The following is an 18,136-nucleotide window of genomic DNA, read 5'->3' on the forward strand; positions in this document are numbered from 1 at the left end:
GGATGTGCCTTCGGGTGCATCCGTTTTGTTTTCCCTGGGGCAGGAGAGTTTTCTCAGAAAAGACTATTTTTCATCGGCCGCTTCTATGGTATTATATAAAGAGAACTTTGTTGCCAAGTACTAGGAGGTCGGAGCAAAAATGGGATATTTGGGAATTGAACTTGATGAACTCATCTGTTTATTATCTAGAGGACATGAAGCAGTATTTTCCCTGAACGGCAACCAATATATTATCCAGCCGGTACAGAGCGACTCTTTATACGGGGACCTGGTGATGTACCAGTTCAAGCCCCATTTGGTTTGGCTGTGCAGAATCCCCATCAGTCCGGACCATTCCATCGATAAGGCGCCATTTATCCGGTGGCCGGTGGGGGTTTCCATGGTGGAACAGCTGCTAAATGAACGCTGCCTGAACGGCAAGTCCTTTATGGACAGACTGCTGGAGATTCACGTGGACGAAGTGTTTTAGCGGTGAAACAAACCTGGCAGCAGCAGAAAATTAAGCCGGTGTGGTTTTCCCTGGAGGGACAGCCGGCTCCGAAAGATGGGTATATGCATTGTCATATATCCATTTTTTGTTACACTTTTATCAGTATTTGTATAAATACAAGAAATTTGGCGAACAAAGGAACAAGTATTTGAGTCATGGGCCGGAATCTTGTAAAATAAAATAGATAAAATGCAAAATAAATTCAATTGATAATCGTTTTCTTTTATTAGGAGAAAGGGTGAAGCATATGAAGATTGCAGTAACTATGCCGGTTTTGGCTTACCATAAAACAGAATTGGAAAAGGCGGCTCCTGAAGCAGCGTTTTATTATGGCAAGGACCTGGAAAAATTAAAGGAAGCGGAAGTGATTTTGGGCAATATTCGTCCGGAATGGGTGAACCAGCTGCCCAAGCTGCGCTGGCTGCAGCTGAATTCCGCTGGCGCAGATGCCTACTGCAAGCCCGGGGTGACGCCGGAAGACGTACAGCTCACCAATGCCACCGGTGCCTACGGTCAGGCCCTTTCTGAGCATATGCTGGCACTTACCTTGGCCATGCTGAAAAAACTCTACCGTTACTACGATAACCAAAAGCAAGGGCTGTGGCACGATGAAGGCACCGTTACCTCCCTAAAGAATGCCGTGGTGCTGGTGATTGGCTTTGGGGATATTGGCAAAGCCTACGCCAGATTGGTGAAGGCCATGGGCGCCTACGTAATCGGTGTGCGCCGCCGTCACGGGGAAAAACCGGCGGAAGCCGACGAAATGGGTCTGATGGAACATTTGCCGGAGCTGCTTGCCCGGGCCGATATTGTGGTTTCCGTTTTGCCGGGAACCCCTGCCACCACCCACCTGTATGACGCCAAGCTTTTTGGCGCCATGAAGCAGGGTGCCTATTTCATCAACGTAGGCCGGGGCAGTGCCGTGGTCCAAAAGGACCTTAGGGCCGCCCTAGAAAGCGGTCATTTGGCCGGCGCAGCGGTGGACGTAACGGAAGTGGAACCGCTGCCCCAGGACGACCCCCTGTGGCATACGCCCAATATGTACATTACGCCCCATATTGCCGGAGATTTCCATCTCCAGGCCACCCAGGACAACATTGTGCACATTGAAGCAGCAAATCTGCGGCGCTACGTGGCTGGCGAGCCTCTCCAGAACATCGTGGACCGGAAAACCGGCTACAAGAAGTAAGCAATGGAAAGTGCGGTGGGGACTTGCCTGAGGGCGGAAAGGAAGGGATGTAAATGCTGTATATTATTCTCATGGGAATCATTTCCCTGGCTGTAGCGATTTTTGCCATTCAAAATGCCGTATCGGTGGAAATCAGCTTTTTGTTCTGGCACTTTACCATGAGCTTGGCCCTGATTATCCTGGGGTGTTTGATTTTGGGCTTTATCATCGCCAGCCTGTGGACTTTAAAGGCCAAAACCAGTCATTTTATGAAAGAAAGAAAATATAAGGAGCAAATCCGCCAGCTGGAAGAAGAACTGGATGAAATGCAGGCTGCCGCACCACGGTTTACCGAAACCAAGGTGCCCCGGTCCGATTTCGCCGGAAAGGGCTATGACCCCAAAAAGGATCAGAATCCCATTATCAGACCCTTCCGGCCGGAGGACTAGAACGCTGTATGCTATATAGAAAAATCGAAGCCATACCGGAACAGGAACAGGACCAGGCCCGGCAGCTCAGCCGGGACACAGGAATTTCGCCGCTTTTGGCGGAAATCCTGGTACGCCGGAAAATTACGGAGCCCAATCAAATCAAGGAATTTCTGGAAGGAGTGGAGCAGCCCTACCTGGACCCCTTCCTGCTGCTCAATATGGACAAGGCTGTGGACCGGATTCTTAGGGCCCTGGAACAAAAGGAAACCATTACGGTCTACGGGGATTACGATGTGGACGGGACCACGGCCAGTTCCCTGCTATATCGCTATCTCACCGGGGAAGGGGCTAAAATCAAGGTGTATATTCCCCGGCGGGATACAGAAGGCTACGGCCTTAACAGCACCGCCCTGGAAACTCTTGCGGCAGGGGGCACTACCTTGCTGGTTACGGTGGATACGGGCATCAGCGGGTACCAGGAAGTAGCTGGGGCGCCCAGTTCCATGGACATTATTGTTACGGACCACCATCTGCCGCCGGCCCAATTGCCCCCGGCCTATGCAGTGGTAAATCCCAACCAGCCCGGAGACCAATATCCCAATAAGGGAATCTGCGGGGTAGGGGTGGCCCTAAAGCTTTGCCAGGCCCTGTACCAGCGGCTTCACCACACCCAGGAATACTGGGACGAACTGATAGAACTGGTGAGCCTGGGTACCGTGGCGGACATGGTTCCCCTCTTGGGAGAGAACCGGGAAATTGTCCGCCGGGGGCTTGCCAAAATGCGCAAGACGTCCCTGCCGGGACTAAAGGCGCTGTTAGACGTTTCCATCAGCCCGGACGCAGCTGTCAACGCGGGCACCATTGGCTTTGGCCTGGGCCCCAGAATCAACGCTGCTGGCCGGCTAGATGACGCCATGGCAGCGGTGCAGCTGCTCACCACCGATGACCCTAAGAAAGCCCAAAGCCTGGCCCAGAAGCTGAATACGGCCAACCAGGAACGGCAGGCCATCAGCCAGGAGATTTTCCAGGCAGCAGAAGAACAGCTGTCCCAGCTGGGCAGTCCGGAATGGGGCATTGTGCTGGGAGCCGAAGGGTGGCACCCAGGGGTTATCGGCATTGTGGCCTCCCGGATAACGGAAAAGTACCATTTGCCTTCGGTGCTGCTGTCCATCCAGGGGGAAACGGCCAAAGGCTCCTGCCGAGGCATACCGCCTCTGCAGCTGTACAATGCACTGCAAAGCTGCAAGGAATACCTGCTCCAGTTTGGCGGCCACGCCCAGGCGGCGGGACTGACTTTGGAAACCCGGCAATTGCCGGCCTTTCGGCAGGCTTTCCAGGCTGCCGTCAAGGAGCAGCTTCAGGGCATTCCCTACCAGCCCTCCCTCCAGCCCGATTATTTTGTGCCGGAAGGAATGCCGGTGGACGAACACCTGGTAGAAGAATTGGATCAGCTGGCACCGTTTGGCATGGGGAATCCTTCTCCTGTGCTGGGCTTTGCCAAGGCAAAAATTACGGAGGTTGCGCTGCTGGGCCGGGATAAAACCCATTTGAAACTCACGGTGGCCCACGGCAAAAGCAATTATAAGGGTCTTCTGTGGAAGGCAGGGGACCAGTACCATACGTTTTACGGCGGGGAACAGGCGGTGGTTGCCTTTTCACCCCGTCTCAATGTTTTTCGGGGCAAAACGTCGGTGGACCTAGAAGTATGCGGGGTTATGTCCCCCTATACCATCTTGGACTGGCGGCAGGACAATACGGACCGAAAAACACTTTTGCAGGGGATTTTACAAGAACACAAAAAAACGGTAGTATATGTCCAGGATATGGAGACCCAGGCTGCCCTCAGCGGCAAGGCCCAGGTCCTGATTTACGGGGAGCCCCTTCCCAAGGAAGCGGAGGCAGTGGTGTTTTACGACAGCGGGGCCCGGCGGGTGATGAACCCCAAGGACTTTCCCCTGGGCCCAGACCAGCCTGCCCTGCTGTACCTGCTCTACGACCGGGATGAACTGGTGGCAGAGGTGGAACAGCTGCGCCGGCAGTATCCGGATTTGAACGGTATGCGCCGCTGCTATGCAGCCCTTAGGGAAATGCTGCGGGAAAAGCCGGCGCTGCCGGTGGAGCAGGTGCTGGGGCAGACCACCCGGGAGGGGTACCTTCTGGGCTCCCAGGTCCTTGCCGTTTTTTGTGAACTCAATTTGCTGCACCAGGAAAAGGGGCTTCTTTCCATGGGGGAGACAACCCGGAAAAATATGCAGGATTCCGTGCGGTTCCAGGAAATGCGGGAACTGTACCGGGAAAAATTTGAGGAACTGAACCGTTTATGGAAGCTCCCCGCCGGGGAAATTGCGGAATTCTGGTCTCAAGGAAGGTGACATTGTGGAACAATTAGATGATAAGCCGGTCAGTGCGGAAGAATTTTATGCTATGATCGGAAAATATTTGACTCCCAGACAGGTGGAATTTGTCCGGGAAGCCTATAACTTTGCAGCAGAAGCCCACGCCAAGCAAAAAAGAGCCTCCGGAGAACCGTACATTATCCATCCCCTGGGAGTGGCCACCATTCTGGCCCAGCTCCAGATGGACGATGTTACCCTGGCAGCCGCTTTTCTCCATGATGTGGTGGAAGATACGGATGTGACCATGGAACAGCTTCAGGACATTTTTGGCCTGGAAGTGGCCATGCTGGTGGACGGCGTAACCAAATTGGGCCGGATTGAGTATATCTCCCGGGAAGAACAGCAGGTGGAGAACTACCGGAAAATGTTTTTGGCCATGGCCAAGGATATCCGGGTAGTGCTCATCAAACTGGCAGACCGGCTGCACAATATGCGGACCATGAAGTATATGCCGCCCAATAAACAAAAACGGATTTCCAGTGAAACCCTGGAAATCTACGCTCCTTTGGCCCACCGGCTGGGCATTTATGCCATCAAGTGGGAACTGGAGGATTTGGCCTTCCGCTACATGGAACCCCAGCATTACTACGAGCTGGTGGAACAGGTAAAGGTAAAGCGCCATGAGCGGGAAGCCATGGTCCAGGAGGCCATGGACGAGTTAAAGAAGCTGTGCGGCGAAGCCGGCATCAACTGCGAAATCCAGGGCCGTCCTAAGAGCTTCTACAGCATCTACAAAAAGATGCAGCGGGACAACAAGACCATCAACGAAATCTACGACCTTTTGGCCGTCCGGGTGCTGGTGGATACGGTAAAGGACTGCTACGGGGTTCTGGGGATTGTCCATGGCAAATGGAAACCCATTCCCGGCCGGTTCAAGGACTACATCGCCGTGCCCAAATCCAACGGCTACCAGTCCCTGCACACCACGGTGGTGGCCACCAGCGGCCAGCCCCTGGAAATCCAGATCCGCACCTTTGAGATGCACAAGATTTCCGAATACGGCGTGGCAGCCCACTGGCGCTACAAGGAATCCGGGGGCTCCAAAATGCCCAGCTCTTCCGACAAGAGTACCGATGCCAAAATGGCCTGGCTGCGCCAGCTGCTGGATTGGCATAAGGATATGCGGGATCCCCATGAATTTGTGAACACGGTAAAAATGGACGTGTTCTCCGATGAGGTGTTTGTGTTTACGCCCCAGGGGGACGTGCTGGACCTGCCGGAAGGCTCCGTGCCCATCGACTTTGCCTACCGGGTGCATACCGGGGTGGGCAACAGCTGCGTAGGGGCCAAGGTCAACGGAAAAATCGTGCCCCTGGACTACAAGCTGAAAAACGGGGATATTGTGGAGATTATCACCTCCAAGCAGTCTCCGGGACCCAGCCGGGACTGGCTGAACTTTGTAGGTTCCAGCCAGACCAAGAACAAGATCAAACAGTTCTTCAAAAAGGAAAGACGGGAAGAAAACATCGCTACTGGCCGGGAAATGCTGGAACGGGAATGCCGGCGCCTGGGCTACGACGTGAATACCATGCTGACTTCCGAAAATCTCAAGGAAGTAGCGGCCCGGAGCCATATGGACGGCAGTGAGGAAAACCTGCTGGCAGCCCTGGGCTACGGCGGCCTTACGGTAAACAACGTCATGGTCAAGCTGGTGGAAATCTACAAGAAGGCCCAGCGCCAGAACACCACCAAGAACCTGTCCCAGCTGCTGAACGAATTGAAGCCCCGGACCATCAAGGCCCATAAGGGCAGCCACGGCATCCTGGTCAAAGGGGAAGACGACATTATGGTCAAGCTGGCCAAGTGCTGCAACCCCATTCCTGGGGACGCCATTGTGGGCTACATTACCCGGGGCCACGGGGTTTCCGTCCATCGGGCCGACTGCCCCAACGTGCTGGCCAATAAGGAAGACGCGGACCGGATGATTGAAGTGTCCTGGAACGTGGCTACCGATGTGACCTACAAGGTGGTGCTGCGACTGACCTGCATGGACCAGACCGGGGTGATGGCCAATATTATGACGGTCACCAGCGAAACCAAGGTGAACATCAACTCCCTGAATGCCCATACGGACGCCAACCGTACGGCCTATGTGGATATGGGCCTGGACATTACCAGTCTGGAACAGCTCAACTACGTGATTGGCCGGCTGCGTCGGATTAAAGGCGTTATTCGGGTAGAGCGGAAAATTTCGGGGGTGTAGGATGAGAGCCGTAGTACAGCGGGTGACAAGAGCGTCCGTTACCGTGGAAGGCCGGGAAATCAGCGCCATTGGACCGGGCCTGATGGTACTTTTGGGTGTGGAAAAGGAAGACACCGAAAAAGATGCCGCCTATTTGGCAGAAAAAATCACCGGACTAAGGATTTTTGAAGACGAAAATGATAAAATGAATCTATCCCTGCTGCAATCGGGAGGAAGCCTCCTGTTGGTGAGCCAATTCACCCTTTTGGGAGATGTGCGCCACGGAAGACGCCCTTCCTTTACCCAGACAGCGCTTCCGGACGCAGCCAGGGAATTATACGAAAAGACAGCGGAGCTGATCCGCAGCCAGGGAGTAACGGTGGCTACCGGCCAGTTCCAAGCCCATATGCAGGTGGAGCTGGTAAATGACGGCCCGGTTACCCTGCTGCTGGACAGCCGTAAAACGTTTTAGGAGGAACCGATGAAGATTTATCGCGTAGTGGTGGGCCCCATCCAGGAAAACTGCTATATTATCAAAAACGACGAAAACAACGAAGGCATTATTGTGGATCCCGGTGATGAAGGCGACCGGATTATGGAAGCGGTGAAAAAGGCGGAAATCACCAAGATTGCAGCCATTTTCATTACCCATGGTCACGGCGACCACGTATCGGCCCTGGATGAAGTGAAAAAAGCCACGGGCGCTCCGGTGTACATGAGCGAGGCCGATGCGCCCATGCTCAGGGTCTGGAACAGCAGCCTGTCCTATTCCACGGACCGGAACAAAAGCTTTGATCCCCCGGATTATTATTTTAAGGACGAGGAAAAACTCACTGTGGCCGGGCTGGATTTCCGGATTGTGGCCACGCCGGGCCATACCCGGGGCGGTGTCTGCATCATTACGGACGGGGTGGCCTTTGTAGGGGACACCATCTTCCTGGAATCCATCGGCCGGACGGACCTGCCCGGGGGTTCCTACGATGCCCTGCTGAATTCCATCCATACCAAGCTGCTGACCCTGCCCGATGACACCAAGCTGCTGCCGGGTCACGGACCTGGCACGACGGTGGGCTGGGAAAGACGCAGAAATCCGTTCCTCCAATAAAAAAGGAGCATGAATTCCATGATGAGTTCTGGAAGAAAACCCCGGGGACTGATCAGCAAGCTGCTGATTGCGGTCCTGGCCTTTTTGGCCTTTTATCTGGCGGCCAGTATCTTTCTTCCGGTATTTCTAGCCATCGCCTTGAGCTTTCTTTTGTATCCCATTGTGAACCGACTGGAAAACACGGAAATCCTGGGCAGGCACCTGCCCAACACCCTTTCGGTGCTGATTGCCTTTCTGGTGTTTGGGCTGTTTCTGTACCTGGCCTCCCTGGTGCTGATTGTGCCCCTGGTCAATCAGGTGAACACCCTGATTAAGGCCATGCCTTTTCTGGCCTCCCGGGCCAACGAAAGCATTACCCTGTTTCTGGGGTCCGGAGCCCAGCAGCTGCCGCCCAATGTGCGGGACATGCTGCAGCAGGCTACCAGCACCTTGAGCACCAACCTGATGGCCGTGCTGCGGGATATGCTCAATTCCACCTTCAAGATGGCCAAAAGCCTGGTCAGCCTGGTACTGGTGCCGTTCCTGTCCTTCTATTTCCTGAAGGACTGGCGGACCTTAAAGGGCATGGTGGTACGGATTTTCTCCTACGACCAGCAGGCACTGGCGGACCAGGTATTCTCGGACATTGGCAAAATGCTCTGCGCCTACGTGGACAATATGTTCAAGCTGTGCTTTGTGGCAGCAGGCTGCCTGACCGTGGGCAACTATATCCTGGGTGTCCAGTACACCCTGGTATTGGGCTTTCTGGCCATGATTACAGAAATGATTCCCTTGGTAGGGTCCGTGGTGGGAACAGTTTCGGCGGTGTTTATCGCCCTGCTGCAGAATCCCCAGCTGGCCCTTAAAGTATTGATCTTATATTTGGTTTATTATCAGGTAGATGCCCAGATTATCATGCCCAACATGATGGGGCACAGTATTACCCTGCACCCTGTACTGATTATCCTGGCTGTCATGGTAGGCGGCCAGCTGGGCGGCGTGGCCGGCTTGATTTTTGCCGTGCCGGTGCTGACCATCATCAAGGTACTGTACCAGTATTTCTGGCATGCAGGGGAAAAAAAGGCCGGGACAGCACTTCCCTCAGAAACAAAACAGGGATAAAAGTACAGAATTAGCCCCATGCCGTTGAAAAATTGGTCGAAATTGTGTTACACTTATAAAGTTCAAACAATGTGTGGACGGAGGGATTTTTATGTTAACAGGTGCACCGCGTGGTACCAAGGATATTTTGCCAGGCACAATCAATGGCTGGCGGTATGCAGAACAGATTATCCGGGAAGTTTGCCGGGAATTCAACTACCAAGAAATCAGAACCCCGATTTTTGAACATACGGAACTCTTCCAAAGAGGCATTGGCGACGGCACGGACGTAGTGGATAAGGAAATGTACACGTTCAGCGACCGGAGCGGCCGCAGCCTGACGCTGCGCCCGGAAAACACGGCCTCCGTGGTCCGTTCTTTTGTAGAAAACAAATTGTATGCGGAACCCATGCCGTTAAAGGTCTATTACATTGGACCCATGTTCCGGTATGACCGTCCTCAGGCTGGCCGGATGAGACAATTCCACCAGTTTGGGGTAGAAGCCCTGGGCTCCCAGTCCCCGGTGGTGGACGCAGAAGTGATTCTGCTGGCCCTGACCGTGCTGCAGCGCTTCGGCCTGAAGGATCTGAAACTGAAAATCAACTCCGTGGGCTGCCCCAAGTGCCGCCCTCAGCACAGACAATTGCTGCAGGACTACTTCCGTCCGCATCTGGACGAATTGTGCGAGGACTGCCAGCACCGCTTTGACAGAAGCCCCCTGCGGATTTTGGACTGCAAGGAAGATGCAGCCAAACCGTTTATGGCAGGCGCTCCCAAAATTACCGACCACCTGTGCGACGAATGCAAAGAGCATTTCGAAATGGTCAAGAAGCTCCTGACCGAAGCCGGTGTGGACTACGAAGTGGACAGCAACCTGGTGCGCGGCCTGGACTACTACACCAAGACTGCTTTCGAAATCCAATATTCCCCGCTGGGTGCCCAAAGTGCTGTGGGCGGCGGCGGCCGGTATGACGGCCTGGTAGAAGAACTGGGCGGTCCGTCCACTCCGGGCGTAGGCTTTGCCATGGGTCTGGAGAGAATCCTCCTGGCCCTGGAAAAACAGAACCTGCTGCCGGTGGGCAAAGAATCCATCGACGTATTTGCCGTTATTCCTGATGAAGGCGGCGTAGCCGATGCCTTCCGGGTAATGCAACAGCTGCGGGCTCAAGGCCTGTCCTGTGACATGAACCTGGTAGAACACAGCCTGAAAGCCCAGATGAAGCAGGCCAACCGGGATCAGGCCAAATTTGCCCTGATCTTTGGGGAAGACGAACGGAGCCGGGGTGCTGTGACTGTCCGCAACATGGCAGACAGCAGCCAGACCGAAGTCAAAATGTCTGAGCTTGAAACATTTTTTAAATAAACCAGAGGTGTAAACGAATGAGTACAAAACGCAGCCATCATTGTGGTGACTTGAGAAAAACAGATGCCGGCAAACAGGTAACGTTGTGCGGCTGGGTAAGCAAACGCCGTGACCACGGCGGCATTATCTTCATTGATTTGCGGGATCGGTACGGTCTGGTCCAGGTCATCATTGACCCGGCCCATGACGAAAAGGACTTCCATGCTGCTGAAGCCGTCCGCAGCGAATACGTGCTGCAGGTTACCGGCGTAGTACGGGAACGTTCCGCCGAAACCGTCAATGCCAACCTGCCCACCGGCGAAGTAGAAGTAGTGGTCAAAGATCTGGAAGTATTGAACCCTTCCAAGACTCCTCCTTTCTACATCCAGGATGGGGTGGACGTGGACGAAAACGTACGGCTGCGCTACCGCTATCTGGACCTGCGCAGACCGGAAATGCAGAAGAACCTGATCCTGCGCCACAAAGTGACCAAGGCTGTCCGGGATTTCCTGGATAACCGTGATTTCCTGGAAATCGAAACTCCTATGCTGACCAAGAGCACGCCGGAAGGCGCCCGGGATTACCTGGTGCCCAGCCGTGTTAACCCTGGCAAATTCTACGCTCTGCCCCAGTCCCCTCAGCTGTTCAAACAGATTCTGATGATTGCCGGCATGGAACGGTATTTCCAGATTGCCCGCTGCTTCCGGGATGAAGACCTGCGTGCTGACCGCCAGCCGGAATTTACCCAGCTGGATATGGAAATGTCCTTCATTGATGAAGACGACATTATGACCCTGACGGAAAACCTGATTGCCTATGTCTTCAAGGAAACCCTGAACGTAGACCTGAAGGTTCCCTTTGGCCGGATGACCTGGGACGATGCCATGGACAAGTACGGCAGCGATAAGCCGGACCTGCGTTTTGATATGCCTCTGGTAAACATGAACCCTGCCCTGGAAGGCACCAGCTTTAAGGTCTTCAAGGATATCCTGGAAAAGGGCGGCCTGGTAAAAGCCATCAACGTCAAAGGCTACAGCGCCATTCCCAGACGTGAACTGGATGGTCTGGTAGACTTCGTAGGCATTTACGGTGCCAAGGGCCTGGCTTGGATTATCGTCAACGAAGATGGTTCCATCAAGTCTCCTATTGCCAAATTCTTCTCCGACGAAGAAATGAAGAAAATCCTGGAAGCCGGCAAAGCAGAAAACGGCGACGTGCTGCTGTTTGTGGCTGACCGGAAACCGCTGGTGGTTGCTGCTGCCCTGGGTGCCCTGCGTATCGAAATGGCCAAGAGACGCGGCCTGATTGATCCCAACAAGCTGGCCTTTACCTGGGTTGTGAAGTTCCCCATGTTCGAATACAGCGAAGAAGAACATCGCTATGTGGCTATGCACCATCCGTTCACCGCTCCCTGCGATGAAGACCTGGATAAGTTGCTTACCGATCCTGCCCACGTGTATGCCAAGGCCTACGATATGGTCCTGAACGGCGTGGAAATCGGCGGCGGTTCCATCCGTATCCACAGAGAAGATGTACAGAAGAAGGTCTTTGAAGCCATCGGCCTGACGGACGAACAAGCCCGTGAAAAATTTGGCTTCCTGATGACGGCCTTTGAATATGGTGCACCTCCCCATGGTGGTCTGGCCTTCGGTCTGGACCGGCTGGTGATGCTGATGGCCAAACGCCCGTCCATTCGTGACGTTATCGCCTTCCCCAAGACCCAGAGCGCTATGGACCTGATGTGTCAGGCACCTAACGTAGTTGAAGATAAGCAGATGCGTGAACTGCATATCCGCAGCACTGTGGTGAAAAAAGAAGAAGACAAGAAATAAAATTTTGAGACTGTGTACGCTTGTGTACAGTCTCATTTTGCATTCTCTGGGAAATCACAGCCCTTATAAAATTTCTTTGGGAAAAGAATACTTTACGGAAATTTTACATACAGGAAAAACAAGTAGTACAAAATAAAGAAATTTTGCTATAATCCCGGCGAATATGGTACACTATAGATTGAAAAAGTACAGGCAGAAGTACATAGGAATTCTTGTTCCGAGCACTTACCTGAAAACCTTTATAAGCAAGCTATAGCTTAGGGAGGGGAAACTTTCCCTTCCTAAAATCCTGGAAAAAAGCTGGTGAGACAGATGGCAGACACTCCTCTTGCAGTATTGACATTTTCCGTCCGTGCCTCCCATGTGCTGAAAGGCATGGGGATTGGCACCGTGGAGCAATTATTGGCCACACCCTCTAAAAGGATTGCGGTTCAAAAGAATGCCGGCCGTAAAACCCTGGAAGAAATTGAACGCATCCGGCAGGATATTCTGTCGGGTAAAATTGATTTGGCAGCCCTGGAACAAAAAGGCAGGGCTCCCGGGGCTGTTCCCAGGCAATTTTCCCAGGATCAGTTGTCCGAACTTTCCCGGCACTCCATTGGGGAGCTGGGGCTCTCGGCCCGGCCCTACCACGCCCTGATTCATCGGGAACTGGTGACCCTGGACCAGGTGGCGGTGCTGACTGTCGAAGAAATGGAAAAATGGACCGGCTTTGGTCATAAATCCCTGGTGGAGCTCCAGACCGTGCTGGGCCAGTGGCTTGCCAAGAACCTGGTACCCGCGGCTGCTGCCGAGGAGGAGCTGCCAGGGGAGGGGGAGATTTCTGAAGCCTGCCGGAGCTATTTTCAGAACCTGGCCCAGAACCTGAGACCCCTCCAGTGGGTGTCCTGGCACCAGTTAAAGGAGGCGGCGGACAAGGCCGGCCTAACCGAAGCTTTGGTGTATTATGGGGACCAGCTGCCCCGGCAGCTCCAAATGGATCTGCTGTCCATGCCCGTTTTGGCACCGGCGCTCAGAAAACTGTTTTTCCAGCTGGCACCGGAAGGGATTCTCAAAACGGAAGAACTGAAAAAAGAACTGGATCAGCTGGACCTGCCCATTGCCGGGGACGTGCTGTTTCAGGTATTTCTGCGCCGCCACGTGGGAGCCCTTTTGGGGAACGCCTGCTATTTTCCCCGGCCCAATCTCAGCCGGTACCTGCGGCGGCATGCCAAGGAGTGGGATGCCCGGGTGCTGTCCATGCTGCGGCTGCGGCTCCAGGGAGAAACCCTCCAGGCCATCGGCAACCGGTTTTCCGTAAGCCGGGAGCGGGTGCGGCAGATTACTTCCAAAATGGCTCGCAAATTCCCGCCCCTGTACGAAGACTACTATGAACGGCCCTTTACCTATTTCAAATTTACCAAGGAAGAATTCTGTCAGGCCTTTCCCCAGTGCGGCGGCCAGGGCTACGAGTTCCTGGCCCTTCGGTGGGAGCGGGGGACCCACAAGGTAAACCGGGAAAATATCGAGGCCTACCAGGATGTTTTCAGAGGCCAGCTGGTGCGCTGCCTGGTGGCCAAGGACAAGCAGAGCATTACCCGGACGGCCCTGGCTTACCGGGTGCTGCTCAGCAACAGTGAAAATGCCCTGACCATGGAAGAACTGGCCCAGGCCTACAACCGGTACCTGAAGGACAACGGCTACCCCAAGGAGCGGCTCCACCTGAACATCCATACCCTGACCAATACCCTGCGCAATTCTTCCCATGTGGTGTGGGACCAGAACAGCCGGGTGCGGTACTGCGAAGCGGACGGGGAGCGGCTGTGGGAGGAAATCGACTTCCAGCGGTACAAGGACAAGGTGATTTCCACAGAGCTCATCTACCGGGATTATCCGGACCTGATGGAAGCCCTGGACCTGCGGGATGGCTACGAGCTGTTCTATGCCCTAAAGACGTCCCAGCCCCAAGCTGCCCCAGGCGGCCTTTCCGTGGTATTTCGCCGGGTGCCGGTGGTGGTCATTGGGGACGGCCGGGAGGACCAGCAGGCCCTGGACCTGCTAAAGGAACTTTCCCCGGTAAGCTACCACGACTTTTACCAGGCCTACGAGGAGCGCTATGGGGTCAAGAAGGAAACGGCCCAGGGGAACGGGGAACTGAACCGGCCTCTGCTGCCCTATTATGCCCACGGGGAATATACCCTGGAAGTGCCCACCCTGGACCCCCGGGACCGGGAGCCCTTTCTCCATGCCCTGGGCCAGAAAAAGTTCTGGTTCTGGGATGATTTGAAGCGGGTGTTTGCCGCGGTCTGCATCCATTCGTCCCCGGATGCCTTAAACCGGGCAGCCTTTCAGCGGATTGGCTACGCTTTCCAGACCGGCTACGCCTACAAAAGCGAATACGGTACAGCCCTGCGGTTTTTCGACCAGGAAATCTTTAACGGCAAGGTGGTACAGCTCAGTCAGCTGGATCCCCGGCTTACTTCCCTGCCCACCTTCCAGTCCGCCCTGAACCATAAGCGGAACAAACTGGAATACATCGAAACCCGGCCCAAGGTCCTGGAACCGGCTGCCCAGGTGGAACGCAAGTACGGCATTAGCCGCCAGGAAATCAAGGCCTTCCAGAAATGGGTAAACAGCCAGTGCCGGGAACCCTATTTCAATGGCTACAGCCTGTGGTCCCAAATCCGGGACTACCCTTTGGTCCGGAAAATCCAGGGGAAAAAATGGCTGTACACGGCCCTGCTGCGGCAGCAGGCTGGGGTTTCCTCCCTGGTGGTTACCGGCGGCCTGGTGCTCAGCCGGGAAAACCAGACTCTCAATCTGAGAAAAATCTGCCTGTGGCTGGCGGACCGGTACGGCAAAAAGAGCCTGGAAGAAATGACCCGGTTGTTCAACAAACAATTCGGCACCCAGGTGCCTTCATACAAACTGGCGGAAAAACTGCGGGGCAAAGGGGTCTGGGAACAGGTGATTACCGATTCCCTGGAATCCTACCTGGATCAGCTGCTGCCGGAGTAAATTGTATAATTACGTAAAAATATACCGATATAGTGAATTAATATTCACAATAAGCGGGTTTTATGGTATAATGCGTGCATGCGCAGAAAGGTGGTTTTGTTGTGCATTGGAAGAAAATTCTCGGAATCTGTACGGCCGGCCTGCTGTCCCTGCCCGGGGCAGTGAGCGCTGGGGAAAAGCTGGTGTTTGTCCCCTTGGACAACCGGCCCGTTTCCCTGGCCTATACAGCGGACAGTTTCCGCAAAGCAGGGTATCAGGTGGTAACGCCTCCTGCAGAGCTTTTGGCCTCGGACCGGCAGCAGGGGAAACCGGAACAGCTGGAAAAATGGCTGGAGCAGGAAATTCCCGGGTCCATAGGGACCGTGGTTTCGGCAGATACCCTGATTTATGGGGGCCTTACCGGGTCCAGGACCCATGAGCTGCCGGCGGGGGTTCTGGCCAAACGGACCCAAAGCCTTTTGAACCTGAAAAAGAAATTTCCCTTGGTTCCGGTCTATGCTTTTGCAACCATTATGCGGTCTCCCCGCTACAGTGCAGCGCCGGCCGAACCGGCCTACTACGCCCAGTATGGGCCCCAGATTTTTCGCTGGGGGGAACTCCGGGACCGGCAGGAATTGCAGCTGCTGAACAAAAAGGAAACCCAGGAGCTGGAACAGTTGGAAAAGAGCCTGCCCCAGGAGGTTCAGACGGACGTTCTTTCCCGCAGAAGCAAGAACCTGCGGGTGCTGGAGCAGCTGGCCCAGGGGATTCCGGAAGGCCGGCTGGATTACCTGGTCATTGGCCGGGACGATTCGGCGCCTTTTTCGGAAGCCCACCGGGACGCCAGGGCCTTTTTCCTGACCACGGGAGATGTACCTTCCTATAAGCTGCGCTCCTTCTCCGGAACCGATGAACTTGGGATGCTGATGCTGAACCGGGCAGTGAACCGGAGCAAGGGGGTTACCCCCCTGGTGTACGCCTACTATACCGGCGGCACCGGCGGCAGGACCGTGCCCAGCTACGAGGACGGCACCATCCGCCAGAGCTATCGCCAGCACGTGCTGGCTGCCGGCGGGTACCCGGCCCTGCTGGATAAGAATGCGGACCTGGTGCTGGGGATTTACACCCCGGTCAACGGCATTACCGCCGGGGCCGATACGGACGCCAACACCAGTCGTTTGGATGACCGGCAGGAAAGTTTTTTGGCGAAAACCAGACGGTACGTGGACGCAGGCCGGAACGTGGGCCTGGCGGACATTAACGTCAGCAACGGGGGCAGCAATGGCCTGGTAAAGCATCTGCTTACCGCCCGCCAGGGCAAAACACCCCTGGGCTGGGAGCTGGGCTCCTACGCCGGCTGGAATACGGCCGGCAACTCCCTGGGCTATGCCCTGGGGCAGGGGCTGCTCCGCAAGCGCCTGTCCGACCAGAACCGGAAGGACCTGCTCACGGTCCGCTACCTGGACGACTGGCTGTACCAAAGCAAGGTGCGCCAGGAAGTGCGCCAGCAGCTGATCTACCCCAAAGGGTACCCGGATGGGGCCCTGACGGACCAGGAAACCCTGGAAGCACAGCAGTTTATTGCCAAAGCCATGCCAGAAGCTGGGAAAAAGTACTTTGTGCCCCAGGTCTGGCAGGCATATACCTTTACTTTGCCCTGGCACAGGACCTTTGAAGTCTATGTCAAGCCAGCGACAAAACCGGAAGCACGTAAGTAAAAGGAGGGAAAATCATGACATTATTGGAAGAAGCTATGGGACTGCGGGAGGAAATGGTAAAAAGACGACGGGACCTGCACGCCCACCCGGAAACAGCCTGGACGGAATTTCGCACCACCAGCATCATTGCCACGGAACTGAAGAAACTGGGGTATGAAGTGCTTATGGGAGCAGATATTATGAAAGCTTCCGAGAGAATGCTGGTACCTTCTGAAGCGGAGCTGGAAAAATGCGCCAAACGGGCCATTGCCGAAGGGGCGGACCCGGAGCTGGTGGCCAAAATGCAAGGCGGCATGACCGGCTGCGTGGGGGTCATGCATTTTGCCAAACCGGGTAATACCGTTGCCCTGCGCTTTGATATCGACTCGCTCTTTGTGGCAGAGGACCCGGACAAAAAGCACCGGCCCACTGCAGAGTGCTTTGCTTCCCAGCACCCCGGCCTGATGCACGCCTGCGGCCATGACGGTCACGCCACCATCGGCCTTGCGGTAGCCAAACTGGTGGCAGCCCACAAGGACGAAATGGCCGGCACCTTGAAAATCTGCTTCCAGCCCGGTGAAGAAGGGGTGGTAGGAGCCAAGGGCATGGTGGCCAGCGGTATCGTGGATGATGTGGACTACTTCCTCAGCGGCCATATCGGCCTGGGAGCTGAAAAGAACAACGCCCTGGTCTGCATGACTACGGGCTTTTTGGCCACGGATAAAATGGACGCGGTCTTTACCGGGGTTCCCGCCCATGCCGGCGCCGACCCGGAAAAAGGCCGCAATGCCTTGCTGGCAGCGGCCCAGGCGGCCATTTCCCTCCATACCATTGCCCGGCACAGCGAAGGGGTCTCCCGCATCAATGTGGGGGTCCTGGAAGCCGGTACCGGCCGGAACGTAATCCCGGCCAATGCCCGAATCAAATTTGAAACCCGGGGCTCCACGGCCAAAATCAACGATTATATGGCCAGCGAAGCCAAGCGCATGGTGAAGGCCGCTGCAGACCTGTACGGGGTCCAGGTGGAAATTCTCCCCATGGGCAGCGCCACTGCCTCCGGCTCCGACGCCGATATGGGCCAGGAAATCTATGACCTCATCAAACCTCTGAACGTTTACAAGGAACTCAAATTGGAAGACCAGGTAGGCGGCAGTGAAGATTGCTGCTACTTCATGAGCCGGGTACAAAGCCACGGCGGAAAAGCTGTCTACATGCTCTACGGAACGGAACTGGAAGCCGGACACCACCAAAGTGATTTTGACTTCAACGAAGATGTTTTGCCCCGCACAGCCTTTACCATTACCTATCTGGTCAAACACTTTGGCAATAAGGCGAAGTGAGCCGCGGTTTGACTTTTTAGGCCTCCCGTGGTAAACTTGTAGCAACTTCAAATGATTACCTTTAAATCTAGTCCTGTGAGACTAAGAAAGGGACTTT

At 54.9% G+C, this 18,136-nt stretch carries 13 protein-coding genes; all 13 read left to right on the plus strand.

The window, feature by feature from the left end; genetic code table 11:
- Positions 1–139 precede the first annotated feature (139 nt).
- The 13 genes from DW089_RS04455 (at position 140) to DW089_RS04515 (ending at position 18,039) form a co-directional block, all read left to right on the plus strand.
- Complete coding sequence (locus DW089_RS04455) at positions 140–469, plus strand: hypothetical protein (protein ID WP_105327204.1); 330 nt, start codon at positions 140–142, stop codon at positions 467–469.
- 268 nt (positions 470–737) lie between these two features.
- Complete coding sequence (locus DW089_RS04460) at positions 738–1,679, plus strand: D-2-hydroxyacid dehydrogenase (RefSeq protein WP_105327206.1); 942 nt, start codon at positions 738–740, stop codon at positions 1,677–1,679.
- Positions 1,680–1,732: 53 nt separating this feature from the next.
- Positions 1,733–2,107, plus strand: coding sequence for a lipopolysaccharide assembly LapA domain-containing protein (locus DW089_RS04465; protein WP_105327207.1), 375 nt, complete (start codon positions 1,733–1,735; stop codon positions 2,105–2,107).
- Positions 2,108–2,115: 8 nt separating this feature from the next.
- Positions 2,116–4,461, plus strand: a complete 2,346-nt coding sequence (gene recJ / locus DW089_RS04470) for a single-stranded-DNA-specific exonuclease RecJ (RefSeq protein WP_105327208.1) — start codon at positions 2,116–2,118, stop codon at positions 4,459–4,461.
- Between the two features lie 4 nt (positions 4,462–4,465).
- Positions 4,466–6,688, plus strand: coding sequence for a bifunctional (p)ppGpp synthetase/guanosine-3',5'-bis(diphosphate) 3'-pyrophosphohydrolase (locus DW089_RS04475; RefSeq protein ID WP_118286852.1), 2,223 nt, complete (start codon positions 4,466–4,468; stop codon positions 6,686–6,688).
- A 1-nt stretch (position 6,689) separates the two neighbouring features.
- On the plus strand, positions 6,690–7,139 hold the full coding sequence (gene dtd, locus DW089_RS04480; RefSeq protein WP_118286853.1) for a D-aminoacyl-tRNA deacylase: 450 nt from the start codon (positions 6,690–6,692) through the stop codon (positions 7,137–7,139).
- A 9-nt stretch (positions 7,140–7,148) separates the two neighbouring features.
- Positions 7,149–7,772, plus strand: a complete 624-nt coding sequence (locus tag DW089_RS04485) for an MBL fold metallo-hydrolase (RefSeq protein WP_105327211.1) — start codon at positions 7,149–7,151, stop codon at positions 7,770–7,772.
- 18 nt (positions 7,773–7,790) lie between these two features.
- Entirely contained in the window at positions 7,791–8,873 is a 1,083-nt protein-coding gene (locus DW089_RS04490) for an AI-2E family transporter (protein WP_105327212.1), read from the plus strand.
- A gap of 91 nt (positions 8,874–8,964) precedes the next feature.
- Positions 8,965–10,215, plus strand: coding sequence for a histidine--tRNA ligase (gene hisS, locus DW089_RS04495; RefSeq protein ID WP_118286854.1), 1,251 nt, complete (start codon positions 8,965–8,967; stop codon positions 10,213–10,215).
- A 17-nt stretch (positions 10,216–10,232) separates the two neighbouring features.
- Positions 10,233–12,026: an aspartate--tRNA ligase gene (aspS, locus tag DW089_RS04500; protein ID WP_105327214.1), complete on the plus strand. Its 1,794-nt coding sequence runs from the start codon at positions 10,233–10,235 to the stop codon at positions 12,024–12,026.
- Between the two features lie 312 nt (positions 12,027–12,338).
- Positions 12,339–15,023: a DNA-directed RNA polymerase subunit alpha C-terminal domain-containing protein gene (locus tag DW089_RS04505; RefSeq protein WP_105327217.1), complete on the plus strand. Its 2,685-nt coding sequence runs from the start codon at positions 12,339–12,341 to the stop codon at positions 15,021–15,023.
- Positions 15,024–15,124: 101 nt separating this feature from the next.
- Positions 15,125–16,720, plus strand: a complete 1,596-nt coding sequence (locus DW089_RS04510) for a DUF4127 family protein (RefSeq protein ID WP_105327218.1) — start codon at positions 15,125–15,127, stop codon at positions 16,718–16,720.
- A gap of 14 nt (positions 16,721–16,734) precedes the next feature.
- Positions 16,735–18,039 (plus strand): amidohydrolase, encoded by a 1,305-nt coding sequence (locus DW089_RS04515; protein WP_105327219.1) that lies wholly within the window; start codon positions 16,735–16,737, stop codon positions 18,037–18,039.
- Positions 18,040–18,136: the final 97 nt, after the last annotated feature.

It is taken from the genome of Acidaminococcus sp. AM05-11, from assembly GCF_003472805.1.
In the GTDB taxonomy this organism is placed as follows: domain Bacteria; phylum Bacillota; class Negativicutes; order Acidaminococcales; family Acidaminococcaceae; genus Acidaminococcus; species Acidaminococcus hominis.